Source organism: Halomonas sp. KM-1, assembly GCF_000246875.1.
Taxonomy (GTDB): domain Bacteria; phylum Pseudomonadota; class Gammaproteobacteria; order Pseudomonadales; family Halomonadaceae; genus Halomonas; species Halomonas aerodenitrificans.
Map to the genome: position 1 here is coordinate 22,631 of NZ_BAEU01000052.1, position 12,672 is coordinate 35,302.

Below are 12,672 nucleotides of genomic sequence, written 5' to 3' on the forward strand. Positions count from 1 at the left end.
CCCATTGCTGAAAGCCGGCCGGCGCGTCGCTCCTTATACTCGGATGACATCGCTGCGTTGCTATCACTCTTTTGCAGGAATGGAGACCGAGATGAGCCATACCCCGACCCGCGCCGACTTCGACCAGTACATGGTGCCCAACTACTCCCCCCAGAAGGTCATTCCGGTGCGCGGCGAGGGCAGCCGACTGTGGGACCAGGAAGGGCGCGAATACATCGATTTCGCCGGTGGCATCGCCGTGAACTCCCTGGGCCACTGCCATCCGGTGCTGGTCAAGGCGCTCACCGAGCAGGGCAACAAGCTCTGGCACCTCTCCAACGTCTACACCAACGAGCCCTCGCTCAAGCTGGCCAAGACCCTGGTAGAGCGCACCTTCGCCGACAAGGCCTACTTCTGCTCCTCCGGCGGCGAGGCCAACGAGGCAGCGCTGAAGCTGGCGCGGCGCTGGGCGCATGACAACTTCGGCGAGCACAAGCATCGCATCGTCTCGTTCTACCAGTCCTTCCACGGCCGCACCTTCTTCACCGTCAGCGTCGGCGGTCAGCCCAAGTACTCCCAGGGCTTCGGTCCGGTGCCGGGCGGCATCGTCCACGGCGAGTTCAACAATCTCGACAGCGTGCGCGACCTGATCAACGACGACACCTGCGCGGTGATGGTCGAGCCGATGCAGGGCGAGGGCGGCATCACGCCGGCCACTCAGGAGTTCCTGCAGGGCCTGCGCGATCTGTGCGATGCCCACGATGCGCTGCTGATCTTCGACGAGGTGCAGACCGGCGTGGGCCGTACCGGCTCGCTCTACGCCTACATGGAGTACGGCATCGAGCCGGACATCCTCACCAGCGCCAAGGCCCTGGGCGGAGGCTTCCCCATCGGCGCCATGCTCACCACCGACCGGGTCGCCCCGGCACTGGCCATCGGCACCCACGGCTCCACTTACGGCGGCAACGCCCTGGCTTCGGCCGTGGCTCTGGCCGCGGTGGAGCACATCGACACGCCGGAAGTGCTCGGCGGCGTCAAGCAGCGGCATGACCTGTTCCGCGAGCATCTCGAGGCGATCAACCGCAAGCACGGGGTGTTCAAGGAGATCCGCGGCATGGGGCTGTTGATCGGCGCCGAAATGACGCCGGAATACAAGGACCGGGCCAAGGACATCCTGCCGCTGGCCATCGAAGAAGGGCTGATGGCGCTGATCGCCGGGCCCAACGTGCTGCGCATGGCGCCGTCGCTGGTAATTCCCGAAGCCGACATCGCCGAGGGCATGGCGCGGCTGGAGCGTGCCATCGAGCGGCTGGTGGCGGCCGGGTGAAGGCTGGCCGAGCCATGCGCGACACCGCCAATCGACCAGGAGATCCCGCCATGATGGTCGTACGCCCCGTTCGGCCGGCCGACCTGCCGGCCCTGGAGCGGCTGGCGGGCTTGGCCACGCCGAGCCTGACCAACCTGCCGGCCCACCGCGACCGCCTCGAGGAGCGCATCGCCCGCTCGCGGCAGTCGTTCGGGCGCGAGGTGGACTTTCCCGGCGACGAACACTACACCTTCGTGCTCGAGGATCTCGAACGCGACGAGGTCGTAGGTACCGCCACCCTGCGCGCCGAGGCCGGCGCGCGGGAGGCCTACTACACCTACCGCCAGGAAACCCTGATCCACGCCTCGCAGCAGCTCAACGTGCGCCGCGAGGTGCAGACCCTCTCGCTCTCCCATGAGGTGTCCGAGACCACTCAGCTGTGCGCGCTGTCGCTGGACCCGCGCTATCGCGGCACCAGCGCCGAGAGCCTGCTGCGCCGCTCGCGGCTGATGTTCATCGCCCAGTACCCGGAGCGCTTCGCCGAGGTGTTGGCGATGGCGTTCCCGGGCTATCTCGACGAGCAGGGCGAATCGCCGTTCTGGAACAGCGTGGGGCGCCACTTCTTCGTGCGCGACTATCACGACATCAACTACCTGGCCGGGGTGCGCTCGAAGAGCTTCATCGCCGAGGTGATGCCGCAGTTCCCGCTCTATCTGGCGCTGCTCACTCCCCAGGCGCGGGCCGCCATTGGTCGCGAGCACCCCGCCCACGAGGCGGCCATGGCCGAGATGCTGGCCGAGGGCTTCATGCGCTCGCGTCACGTCGATCTGTTCGACGCGGGGCCGGTGATCAAGGGCGAGCGCAATCGTCTGCATACCTTCCGCCATGCCGCCTGGCACCCGGTACGGGTACGCCCGGCCCACGCCCTGCCGGACGCCGAGCCGGCGATGGTCGCCAACCAGCGCCTGGCCGACTTCCGCTGCGTGGTGGCGCGCTATGCGCTGTCGCCCACCGGCCAGCTGATGCTCTCGCCGGAGCACGCCGAGCTGCTCGGCGTGGAGGAGGGGCGGGCGGTGCTCGCTGCACCGCTGACGCTGCCGTCCAACGGCGAAGAGGAAGCGGGCTTCGACGAGGGGGAGCTGTGATGCGTATTCGACCGATTGCCGAGGGCGACCTGGACGAACTGCAGAAGATCGCCCGTGAGACCGGGGTCGGCTTCACCTCGCTGCCCGACAACCGCGAGTTCCTGGCGGCCAAGATCGCCGCCGCAGTGGCCGCCTTCGAGCAGCGCACCCCGGCCGACCGGCGCAACTATTTCTTCGTGCTGGAAGACGAGGAGAGCGGCGAGCTGGCGGGCTGCTGCGCCATCGAGGGTCAGGTGGGTCGCGAGGTGCCGTTCTATCACTACCGCCTGGGTACGTTGGCCCACTCCTCGGTGCAGCTCGACCTGCACCGTACTATCGACACCCTGTTCCTCAGCTCCGACCACACCGGCGATGCCGAGGTGGCCTCGCTGTTCCTGCGCCCCGGCTTCCGTGGCAAGGAGCGTCAGCATCAGCGCAACGGCGCGCTGCTGTCGATGGTGCGCTGGTTGTTCATGGCCGAGTTCCGCGACCAGTTCCCCGACAAGGTGCTGGCGGAGATGCGTGGGGTGTTCGACGAGCGCGGCAAGAGCCCGTTCTGGGAGTGCCTGGGCAGCCACTTCTTCCCCTTAGACTTCGACGAGGCCGACCGCCTCACCGGGCTGGGGCAGAAGAGCTTCATCGGCGAGCTGATGCCCAAGTTCCCGATCTACACGCCGTTTCTCTCCGACGAGGCGCGGGCCTGCATCGGCCAGGTGCATCACGACACGCGTCCGGCGCTGGCCATGCTCAAGAAGGAAGGCCTGCGTTGGGAGGGCTACATCGACATCTTCGACGGTGGGCCGACGGTGGAAGCCTATATCGACGACGTACGCGCGGTGCGCAAGTCGCGCTGCTGCCGGGTGGAGATCCGCAGCGGCAGCGACACGCCCCCCGCCCGGCCTCGCTGGCTGGCAGCCAGCACGACCATGGCCGACTTCCGCGCCGCCTGGGTGGCCTGTGCTCCCGATGAGGAGGGCACCCTCACCCTGAACGAGGCGGAGGCGCAGCGGCTGGGCGTGTCGGCCGGCGACTCCCTGCGCGTCCTGGATACCGAGGAGACATCATGAACGCAATGCAACAGCTGATGATCGGCGGGCGCTGGCAGCCGGGCGATGCCATTGGCTTCACCAAACGCGATCCGGTCTCCGGCGAGACCCTGTGGCAGGGTGCGGCGGCCAGCGACAGCCAGGTAGCGGCAGCGGTGGAAGCCGCCCGCGGCGCCTTTCCGGGCTGGGCCCGGCTGGGCTTCGCCGAGCGCTTGAGCGTGGTGGAACGCTTTCGCGAGGTGCTCGAGACCCACCGCGAGGATCTGGCTCGGGCCATCGCCGGCGAGACCGGCAAGCCGCTGTGGGAGGCGCGTACCGAAGTGGGCGCCATGATCGGCAAGGTGGCGATCTCCGCGCGCGCCTATCAGGAGCGCACCGGCGAGCGCAGCCGCGACCTCGGCGACACCACCGCCGTGCTGCGCCATCGCCCGCATGGCGTGATGGCCGTGTTCGGCCCCTACAACTTCCCCGGCCACCTGCCCAACGGCCACATGGTGCCGGCGCTTCTGGCCGGCAACACCGTGGTGTTCAAGCCCAGCGAGCAGACCCCGCTGACCGCCGATCTGACCCTGCAGTGCTGGCAGGAGGCGGGCCTGCCCGCCGGGGTCATCAACCTGGTGCAGGGGGCCGCACCGGTGGGGCAGGCGCTCTCCTCGCATCCGGGCATCGACGGCCTGCTGTTCACCGGCAGCGCCCGCGTGGGCGGCCTGCTCAACCGCCATTTCGCCGACCAGATGGAGAAGATCCTGGCGCTGGAGCTCGGCGGTAACAACCCGCTGGTGGTCAAGGATGTCCATGACCAGGACGCCACGGTGCTGACCATCCTGCAGTCGGCGTTCCTCTCCGGTGGCCAGCGCTGCACCTGCGCGCGGCGCCTGATCGTGCCCGAGGGGCAGGTCGGCGATCACCTGCTCGACGCCCTGGTCGACGCCATCGCCCGCCTGCGGGTGGCGGGGCAGTTCGAGGAGCCGGCGCCGTTCTACGGCGGTCTGGTCAGCCAGGAGGCGGCCCAGGGGCTGCTCAAGGCTCAGGACGAGTTGGAAACACTGGGTGGTGTGGTGCTGGCGCGCATGGAGTGCCTGGAGGAGGGTACCAGTCTGCTGTCGCCGGCGCTGATCGACGTCACCGGGCTCGACGTGCCCGACGAGGAACACTTCGGCCCGCTGCTCAAGGTCTACCGCTATCGCGACTGGGACGAAGCCCTGCACCTGGCCAACGATACCCGCTATGGCCTGGCCGCCGGCCTGATTGGCGGTGAGCGCGCCGACTGGGATGACTTCCTGCTGCGCATTCGCGCCGGCATCGTCAACTGGAACCGCCAGACCACCGGCGCCTCCGGCGACGCGCCCTTCGGCGGCGTGGGCATCAGCGGCAACCATCGCCCCAGTGCCTATTACGCCGCCGACTACTGCGCCTACCCGGTGGCCTCCATGGAAGCCGAGACCCTGACCCTGCCCGACAACCTGCCGCCCGGAGTGGTGTTATGAGCCAAACGACGAACGCCGACTACCGGGAAGTCAACTTCGACGGCCTGGTGGGGCCCACCCACAACTACTCAGGGCTGGCCCACGGCAACGTGGCCTCGATGCGCCACGGTGGGTTGGTCTCCAACCCCCGCGAGGCGGCGCTGCAGGGCCTGGCCAAGATGAAGGCGCTGATGGACGCCGGCTACGCCCAGGGCGTGCTGCCGCCCCAGCAGCGCCCCGACCTCGGCGCGCTGCGCTCGCTAGGCTTTTCTGGCAGCAATCGCGAGGTGCTGGCGCGGGCGGCCAAGGAGGCGCCCCAGGTGCTGCGCGCGGTGTGCTCGGCCTCGAGCATGTGGACGGCCAACGCCGCCACGGTGACCCCGAGCCGCGACGCCGCGGACGGCCGCGTGCACTTCACCCCTGCCAATCTGCAGTCGAGCTTCCATCGCTATCTGGAGCCGGAGACCACCGGCCGCGTGCTGGCGGCGATCTTCCGCCATGAGGCGCACTTCGCCCATCACCCGGCGCTGCCGGCCACACCGGCCTTCTCCGACGAGGGCGCGGCCAACCATACGCGGCTGTGCGGCGAACACGGCGAGGCCGGCGTTCACCTCTACGTCTACGGCCGCCAATCCTTCGGTGGCGGGTCTGGTGAAAGTCGCGAGCCCAAGCGCTTCCCCGCGCGCCAAACATTGGAAGCGAGCCAGGCGGTGGCGCGTCAGCATGGTCTGGCCGCGGCGCAGACGGTATTCGCCCAGCAGCACCCCGAGGCCATCGATGCCGGCGTGTTCCACAACGACGTGATCGCGGTGGGCAACGGGCCGGTGCTGCTCTACCACGAGATGGCCTTCCTCGACGAGCAGGCCACGCTCGATGAGCTACGCGCCAAGATGACCACGCCCCTGATCCCGGTGCGCGTGCCCAGCGAGGCGGTGAGCATGGAGGACGCCGTGGCCTCCTACCTGTTCAATTCGCAGCTGCTGAGCAACCCCGACGGCAGCATGACCCTGGTGGTGCCCGGCGAGTGCCAGGAGCGCGAGGCGGTGTGGCGCACCATCCAGGACCTGCTGCTGGCCGGCCACAATCCCATCGGTGAAGTGATCGTCAAGGACGTCAAGCAGAGCATGCGCAACGGCGGCGGTCCCGCCTGCCTGCGCTTGCGGGTGGTGCTCTCCGCCGAGGAGCGCGCCGCGCTGACCGGCCGCGTGCTGCTCAGCGATGATCTCTATGGCGAACTCACCGCCTGGGTCGGGCGTCACTACCGCGACCGCCTGGCCCCGGACGACCTGGCCGACCCGCAGCTGGCCGACGAGACCCTCACTGCACTGGACGAGCTGACCCGCATCCTGCAAATTGGATCGGTCTATCCCTTCCAACTGGGTTAGCCAGACCTGTGCTTTTGCAATGGATAAGGAAATCGGCATGCGCGACATCACCCTCGTCCGTTTGATCCCCGAGTCGGACCACGTTGATACGGTGGCAAGCTGGACCTTCGCCGAATGGGGCCACTTGCATCCGGGTAGCACCGCCGACTCCTACCGCGAGGCCTTTCGTCGCGAGTGCGGGGAAGGCGGCGTGCCCTCGGTGTTCGTGGCCATGCACGGCAATCGGCCGGTAGGTACGGCGGCCCTGTTGGCCGAGGACATGGACAGCCGGCCCGACCTCACCCCCTGGCTGGCCTCGGTGTTCGTGCTGCCGGAGTGGCGTGGGCAGGGCATCGCCGCCCGGCTGATTCGCCGCGTCGAGGAGGAAGCCGTGGACAGCGGTTTCAGCCAGTTCTACCTCTATACCCCCGATCAACAGGGGCTCTATCGCCGCCTAGGCTGGCAGGACCTTGAGGAGCTGAACTACCGGGGCGAAGCGGTCACCATCATGTGGCGCCAGTTGGAGGCATGACCGCCGCCTCGCCGCTGACGCTCTATCGCGAGGCGGTAGAACGCCAAGGTTTTGCGCCGGACGCGGCCCAGCAGAGCGCTGCGGCACGGCTCGATGCCTGTTTCCAGACGCTGCATGATGAGGGTGCCGCGGAGCAGCGCAGGGCCGTGGCCGGCGTCTACCTGTGGGGACCGGTGGGGCGCGGCAAGACCTGGCTGATGGACGGTTTCCACCGCCACCTGCGGGTGCCTTCCCGGCGCCTGCACTTCCATCACTTCATGCGCTGGGTGCACCAGCGCCAGTTCCAGCTCAGCGGTACCGCCGATCCTCTCTCCGCGCTGGCGCGGGAGCTGGCGGCCGAGGTGCGCGTGCTCTGCCTCGATGAGCTATTCGTCAGCGACATCGCCGATGCCATGCTGCTCGGACGCCTGTTGCAGGCGATCTTCGAGCATGGCGTGGTGCTGGTGGGCACCTCCAACCAGGCGCCGAGCCAGCTCTATGCCGACGGCTTCAACCGCGAGCGCTTCCTGCCGGCCATTGCCGCCATCGAGCGTTACCTGGAGGTGGTGGAGCTGGACGGCGGCTTCGATCATCGCCTGCGCCCCGGTCGGGCATGCCAGCGCTATTGGGTGGCCGAGCCCGGCCGGCCGAGCGCCCTCACCAGCGTTTTCGCGCGCCTGAGCGAAGGGCTGCCGACGAGCCGTGAGCCCATCGAGCTGGGCCACCGCCGCATCGCAGTGGAGCGGCGCAGTCGGCGAGTGGTGTGGTGTCGCTATGCCGAGCTGTGCGAGCAGCCGCTGGCCGCGCTCGACTTTATCGCCCTGGCCGACGAGTTCGACCATGTGCTGCTCAGCGAAGTGCCGCGGCTGAGCGATGTTGCCGCCGCGAGGCGTATCGCCCGTGGCACCGAGGACGGCGCCGAGCGTGTCGAAGCCGGAGAGCGGGAGCTGCCTCCGCTGTCCCGGCGCGACGATGGCGTGCGCCGCTTCATCGCCCTGGTCGACGAGTGCTACGACCGCCGCGTGCCGCTCCACATCGAAGCCGAAGTCGCCATGGACGAACTCTACACCGATGGCTACCTGGCCTTCGCCTTCCGGCGCACCCTCAGCCGGCTGCAGGAAATGCAGCTGGCGAGGTTTGGTGGGCTACCTGCAAGCGACTGAGCTGGCTTCGTCATTCGGTAAGCGGCGCGCCGATACACTGCCTGAAAACCGCGACCATGGGGTCGTAATCGCAGTGGTAAGCCGCGATGTTGGCTCGAATCCACTCGTCCCGATCCAGCCCGGCCCAGGAAATCTCGTAGCCGCAATTGATGATCAGATGCTCGAAGAGAATGCGCTGCGCCCTGCCGTTGCCATCCCGAAAGGGGTGTAGGACATTGAGATCGCCGTAGAACTCGGCGGTGGCAACTATCAATTCGTCACGTTCCAGGCCTGTGTACCAGGCGGCTCGTACCAACTGGGCGAACAGTTTTTTGGCTTCCGGCTCAATGCGGTCGCAATGACAAAAGCGCGTATCGCCTTTGGAAATGTCGATGGTACGAATCTCGCCGGCCCAAGGATAAAGGTCACGGAAGAGCTGCCTGTGCAGCGTCTTGAGATAGTCGAAATCGTAGGGCGGGGGAGTGAAAGGAATCCCGTCGGCTGCAATGATCGTCAGCTCGCGTTCGGCTTCCTGCAGGATTGCATCGTCACGAATCTCGAGGAGGTTCGTGAAAACGTTGGTACCGTCGTAACAGTAGGGATCCTGGCCGACGCCGTACTTGTCCATGACAGCGGCTGATGGCCACGCTCAACGCTGGCGATATTTTTCCAGCGTGGCGGACTTGCTGGGCGGTGCATACGGCGCATCGGGAGCGCTGAACCCTTCCAGGCGCAGGCTAGCCGCATAGTTATGCTGCTTGACCTTGGCAAAATAGTCCTGCTTGGTCTTGAGGGATACCTTGGTCATGTGGGTTACCTCGAATTTGCCGATGCCCGTATTTTAACGCATATCGGCCCACGATGCTCCTGCCTGATCGCCAGTCGCTGTCGGGGACCCGTTGCTGTTGCGGAAAGGTGCCTGAGCATCGGCCTGACAGCCGATGCCCAGGCTTCAATCATTAACTGCTGGCCGCTCCGCCGACGATGCCGCTGCGAAAGCCGCTCTGGCGCTCGCCGCTGCGCAGGTGCTGCGCCACGGTGTCTTCCGGTGAGCCGGCCATTTCGCGGAACATGCCCATGGAGCCGAGCAGGGCGGAGGATTCGTAGGGCACGAATACCCGCTCGCCCTCCTGGGCCATGGTCGGCAGCGCCTTGATGTAGCTCTGGCCGAGCAGATAACCCACCACGGTGCGCTTGTGCTCGTCGCTGTCGCCGATGGCGCTCAGCACCAGCTTGATCGACTCCTGCTCGCCCTGGGCGCGCAGAATGGCCGACTCCTTGTCGCCCTGGGCATTGAGGATTGCCGATTCGCGCTGACCCTGGGCCTTGGCGATGGCGGCGGCCTTCTCGCCCTCGGCTTCGGTCACGGTGGCGCGGCGCTTGCGTTCGGCGGCCATCTGCAGGCGCATGGCGGTTTCGACCTCTTCGGGCATGGCGATGTCCTGTACCTCGACCCGTGAGATCTTCACCCCCCACTTTGAAGCGGGCTCCTCCATGGCGGCCTGGATTTCGTTGTTGACCTCGGCGCGGGACTCGAACAGTTTATCGAGCTCCATCTTGCCCACCACCGAGCGCAGGGTGGTCTTGGCCAGCACTTCCACCGCCTGGCTCATGTTCTCTATTTCATAGACGGCACGGCGCGGATCGATGATCTGATAATAGAGCGCCCCATTGATGCGCACGGTGACGTTATCGGTGGTCACCACCGGCTGGCCGGGGAAATCCATCACCGTTTCCCGGCGGTCGATCCTCGCCTCGTTGGTCGTGATGGGGAAGTACTCCTCGCCGCGCTTCTGGTAGCGGATCATGGTGATGGCGCGGGGCTGCTCGATGAACGGAATGATGATGTTGATGCCGCTCTCCAGCAGGCGGTTGAACGAGCCCAGGCGCTCGATCACCATCACTTCCGACTGGCGTACGATCACCAGCCCCTTGGCGATGATCAGGATGCCGATGACGACGACGATGAGGGCGATCAGCAGCCCCGGGTTGATGGGAAGATCCATATTCACTTTCACTCCTTGCAGTTGCGTAGGGACGGGGCCGGAAGGGGCTCCGCAAAGGTCATGCGAGTGGCGCTATGTTTGAACGTGGCTGACGACGGCGGTGGTGCCGTCGAAGTGCTGAAAGATCACCAGCGAACCCTCGGGCAGCTCGGTCTCACCGGTCTCGGCGACCCGCAGGCGATAGAAATCACCGTTGATCTTGACCCCGCTGGCGCCGTCGAAGTCGCGCTTGAGCGTATTGTAGGTGTGGCCTTTCTCCACCCCCGTGCCGGTGGTGCCGTAGGCCACCCCTCTGGGCGAGAACCACGGGCGGATCACCTTGACGGCGAGCGGGATGAGAATGCCCGAGAACACGCCCATGGCGAGCAGCTGCCAGGGCAGCGTAAGGCCCAGCGCGGCCAGCGCCGAGGTCAGCGCGGCAGCCACGCCCAGCGACAGCAGCACCAGGCCGCCGGAGGAGAGTTCGGCCAAGCCCAGCAGCAGGGCGATGGCCAGCCAGATCAAGGCAGGATTCCAGTCCATGGTAGTCTCGGTAATGAATTGTTTCCTGATGCGCCGCTGCAACGCACTGCACGGCGCTTGGTTCTATCGTACTCGTACGACTCACATGGTAAAGGAGAGCAGCATGTCGCACATCCTCACAGTACGTACCTGGTCGGCACTGGCCGTCGTTCTGGCCGGCAGTGCCCTGCTGGCCGCCCCGGCCTTGGCGGCGGAAGAGGAGGCCCAGGCCCAGCAGCAGATCGACCAGGCCGAGCCGCAGCAGGACGCTGAGATCGACGACGAGAATGAAGCGGCCAATGGCGACGATGACGATGTCGATGACGACGAGGCCAACGGCGACGAGGTCAATGGCGATGAGATCAATGGCGATGAGATCAATGGCGACGAGATCAATGGCGACGAGGACGAAGCACAGGACGAGGAGGACCACCACGACCACGTTCATGAGCCCGACGAGCATACAGACAATGAGGCCGTGCAGGCATACCGTGAGATCAATCGGCGCATGCACGAGGACATGTCGATCGAGTTCACCGGCAACCCCGACGCCGATTTCGCCCGCGGCATGATCCCGCATCACCAGGGGGCCATCGACATGGCCAACGTCGTGCTGATGCACGGCGAGGACGAGGCGATTCGCGATCTCGCACGTGAGGTCATCGAGGCCCAGGAGGAGGAGATCGCCTTCCTGCGCGACTGGCTGGCCCAGCACGGTTTCGATGCCGAATAGGCAGCCATCGAGTGACTCCCCGCGGGCGGCATCTCCAGGCCGCCCGTGCTGATCTTCGCAATACTCCCGCCACGCCGATCGCTACGCCCCACCCATACGCCACCGCTACGCCCCCCCGGGGAGGAGGACGACTGCGCCGCGATTGGCGAGGCTGGATGCTCGCTATCGCCGTGCCGCAACGGCTCCGGCGCCGATAACAACAACCTGGAGGTTCTCCCATGCCTTGGACACGCCACGGTGTGAGCTTTACTTTGCTGGCTGCACTCGGTAGCGGCCTGGCTTTCTCCGCCCACGCCTTCGACGGTGACCGCCTGACGATCTGGATGGGCGATAACAAGGGCTACGACGGCATCCGTGAGGTGGCTCGCCAGTTCGCCGACGACACCGGCATCGAGGTACGGATCGTCAATCCCGACAATCTCACTGATCGCTTCCAGCAGGCCGCCGGCAGCGGCCAGGGGCCGGACATCGTGATCTGGGCTCACGACCGCATCGGCGAATGGGCGCAGAGCGGGCTGCTGGCACCCGTTTCGCCCACGCGCGACTTCCGCGAGCGCTACTTCGACTTCACCTGGGACGCCACCCTGTGGAACGGCGAGCACTACGGCTATCCGATCTCGGTGGAGGCGCTGGGGCTGATCTACAACAAGGCGTTGATCGAAACGCCACCGCAGAGCTTCGCCGAGCTGGCCGAGCTCGACGCCGAACTCACCGAGCAGGGCAAGAAGGCGATCCTGTTCGACTACGGCGAGCCCTACTACGGCTGGACGCTGCTGGCGGCCAACGGCGGCTACCCCTTCCGCCAGACCGAGGAGGGTTTCGATGTCGACGACATCGGGGTCAACAACGAGGGCGCCATCCAGGGCGCCGAGCTTTTGGTAGAACTGATCGAGAGCGGCGTGCTGCCGCGGGGCACCGACTACAGCATCATGGATACGCGCTTCAATCGCGGCGAGGTGGCCACCATGATCAGCGGCCCCTGGGCCTGGAGCAATCTGGAGCAGAGCGGCATCGACTACGGCGTGGCGCTGCTGCCCAGGGTGGGCGAGGAGCGCGCCAGGCCGATGTTCGGCGTGATGGCGGCGATGATCAACACCGCCTCGCCCAACGATTTCCTGGCCGTGGAGTTCCTCGAGAACTACCTGCTCGTCGAGGAGGGCATGCGCACCTTCAATAGCGACGGCACCCTGGGAGCGGTGGCCCACATCGCCTACCAGCAGGAGCTGGAGCGCGACCCCAACATTGCCGCCACCCTCGAGAACGCCGAGCTCGGCATGCCGATGCCCAACATTCCTGAGATGGGCGCCTTCTGGGCCGCCATGGAGCCGGCGCTGCAGAACATCGGCAGCGGTCGCCAGTCGCCTCGCGAAGCGCTGGACGCCGCGGCCCGCCGCATGCGCCAGTAACGAACCCGCTCGATGCCGCGGCCGGCGGCAGGCGCCGCCGGCCCGGCCCAGGACGCTACCCATGTACACCGTCAATGCCTCGCGATAT

General features: G+C 66.6%; 13 protein-coding genes. 9 read left to right on the forward strand and 4 right to left on the reverse strand.

Annotated elements, in window-relative coordinates:
• Positions 1-91: 91 nt before the first annotated feature.
• Genes B8115_RS05025 through zapE form a run of 7 tightly spaced genes read left to right on the forward strand, consistent with a single transcriptional unit; the run spans position 92 to position 7,959 of the window.
• Positions 92-1,306: an aspartate aminotransferase family protein gene (locus tag B8115_RS05025; protein ID WP_010626666.1), complete on the forward strand. Its 1,215-nt coding sequence runs from the start codon at positions 92-94 to the stop codon at positions 1,304-1,306.
• A 50-nt stretch (positions 1,307-1,356) separates the two neighbouring features.
• On the forward strand, positions 1,357-2,430 hold the full coding sequence (locus B8115_RS05030; RefSeq protein WP_010626667.1) for an arginine N-succinyltransferase: 1,074 nt from the start codon (positions 1,357-1,359) through the stop codon (positions 2,428-2,430).
• Positions 2,430-3,476, forward strand: a complete 1,047-nt coding sequence (gene astA / locus B8115_RS05035; protein ID WP_010626668.1) for an arginine N-succinyltransferase — start codon at positions 2,430-2,432, stop codon at positions 3,474-3,476. The genes B8115_RS05030 and astA overlap by 1 nt, the downstream gene beginning before the upstream one ends.
• Positions 3,473-4,942: a succinylglutamate-semialdehyde dehydrogenase gene (gene astD / locus B8115_RS05040; protein ID WP_026037898.1), complete on the forward strand. Its 1,470-nt coding sequence runs from the start codon at positions 3,473-3,475 to the stop codon at positions 4,940-4,942. Before astA ends, astD begins: the two co-directional genes overlap by 4 nt.
• Positions 4,939-6,306, forward strand: coding sequence for an N-succinylarginine dihydrolase (gene astB / locus B8115_RS05045; RefSeq protein WP_010626670.1), 1,368 nt, complete (start codon positions 4,939-4,941; stop codon positions 6,304-6,306). The genes astD and astB overlap by 4 nt, the downstream gene beginning before the upstream one ends.
• A 37-nt stretch (positions 6,307-6,343) precedes the next feature.
• The gene (locus B8115_RS05050; protein WP_010626671.1) at positions 6,344-6,817 is read left to right on the forward strand and encodes a GNAT family N-acetyltransferase; all 474 of its coding nucleotides are present in this window, start codon (positions 6,344-6,346) and stop codon (positions 6,815-6,817) included.
• A complete protein-coding gene (gene zapE / locus B8115_RS05055; protein ID WP_010626672.1) occupies positions 6,814-7,959 on the forward strand; it encodes a cell division protein ZapE in 1,146 nt (381 codons plus the stop codon). The genes B8115_RS05050 and zapE overlap by 4 nt, the downstream gene beginning before the upstream one ends.
• Positions 7,960-7,969: 10 nt before the next feature.
• Here the strand turns inward: zapE and B8115_RS05060 are convergent, their stop codons facing one another.
• The 4 genes from B8115_RS05060 to B8115_RS05075 form a co-directional block, all read right to left on the reverse strand.
• Complete coding sequence (locus tag B8115_RS05060; RefSeq protein ID WP_010626673.1) at positions 7,970-8,566, reverse strand: putative adenosine monophosphate-protein transferase Fic; 597 nt, start codon at positions 8,564-8,566, stop codon at positions 7,970-7,972.
• A 21-nt stretch (positions 8,567-8,587) separates the two neighbouring features.
• Complete coding sequence (locus B8115_RS05065) at positions 8,588-8,746, reverse strand: YhfG family protein (protein WP_010626674.1); 159 nt, start codon at positions 8,744-8,746, stop codon at positions 8,588-8,590.
• A gap of 151 nt (positions 8,747-8,897) precedes the next feature.
• Positions 8,898-9,944, reverse strand: coding sequence for an SPFH domain-containing protein (locus B8115_RS05070; protein WP_010626675.1), 1,047 nt, complete (start codon positions 9,942-9,944; stop codon positions 8,898-8,900).
• A gap of 72 nt (positions 9,945-10,016) precedes the next feature.
• Complete coding sequence (locus B8115_RS05075; RefSeq protein WP_010626676.1) at positions 10,017-10,466, reverse strand: NfeD family protein; 450 nt, start codon at positions 10,464-10,466, stop codon at positions 10,017-10,019.
• 103 nt (positions 10,467-10,569) lie between these two features.
• Here B8115_RS05075 and B8115_RS05080 point away from each other — a divergent pair, with 103 nt between their 5' ends.
• Both B8115_RS05080 and malE read left to right on the forward strand, forming a co-directional pair.
• The gene (locus tag B8115_RS05080; RefSeq protein ID WP_010626677.1) at positions 10,570-11,178 is read left to right on the forward strand and encodes a DUF305 domain-containing protein; all 609 of its coding nucleotides are present in this window, start codon (positions 10,570-10,572) and stop codon (positions 11,176-11,178) included.
• A 218-nt stretch (positions 11,179-11,396) separates the two neighbouring features.
• On the forward strand, positions 11,397-12,584 hold the full coding sequence (gene malE / locus B8115_RS05085) for a maltose/maltodextrin ABC transporter substrate-binding protein MalE (RefSeq protein WP_010626678.1): 1,188 nt from the start codon (positions 11,397-11,399) through the stop codon (positions 12,582-12,584).
• Positions 12,585-12,672 lie beyond the last annotated feature (88 nt).

Excerpts from the sequence above, each read along its gene's own strand:
- B8115_RS05025 (WP_010626666.1), top strand. The coding sequence starts at position 92 with ATGAGCCATACCCCGACCCGCGCCGACTTCGACCAGTACATGGTGCCC.
- B8115_RS05030 (WP_010626667.1), top strand. The coding sequence starts at position 1,357 with ATGATGGTCGTACGCCCCGTTCGGCCGGCCGACCTGCCGGCCCTGGAG.
- astA (WP_010626668.1), top strand. The coding sequence starts at position 2,430 with ATGCGTATTCGACCGATTGCCGAGGGCGACCTGGACGAACTGCAGAAG.
- astD (WP_026037898.1), top strand. The coding sequence starts at position 3,473 with ATGAACGCAATGCAACAGCTGATGATCGGCGGGCGCTGGCAGCCGGGC.
- astB (WP_010626670.1), top strand. The coding sequence starts at position 4,939 with ATGAGCCAAACGACGAACGCCGACTACCGGGAAGTCAACTTCGACGGC.
- B8115_RS05050 (WP_010626671.1), top strand. The coding sequence starts at position 6,344 with ATGCGCGACATCACCCTCGTCCGTTTGATCCCCGAGTCGGACCACGTT.
- zapE (WP_010626672.1), top strand. The coding sequence starts at position 6,814 with ATGACCGCCGCCTCGCCGCTGACGCTCTATCGCGAGGCGGTAGAACGC.
- B8115_RS05060 (WP_010626673.1), bottom strand. The coding sequence starts at position 8,566 with ATGGACAAGTACGGCGTCGGCCAGGATCCCTACTGTTACGACGGTACC.
- B8115_RS05065 (WP_010626674.1), bottom strand. The coding sequence starts at position 8,746 with ATGACCAAGGTATCCCTCAAGACCAAGCAGGACTATTTTGCCAAGGTC.
- B8115_RS05070 (WP_010626675.1), bottom strand. The coding sequence starts at position 9,944 with ATGGATCTTCCCATCAACCCGGGGCTGCTGATCGCCCTCATCGTCGTC.
- B8115_RS05075 (WP_010626676.1), bottom strand. The coding sequence starts at position 10,466 with ATGGACTGGAATCCTGCCTTGATCTGGCTGGCCATCGCCCTGCTGCTG.
- B8115_RS05080 (WP_010626677.1), top strand. The coding sequence starts at position 10,570 with ATGTCGCACATCCTCACAGTACGTACCTGGTCGGCACTGGCCGTCGTT.
- malE (WP_010626678.1), top strand. The coding sequence starts at position 11,397 with ATGCCTTGGACACGCCACGGTGTGAGCTTTACTTTGCTGGCTGCACTC.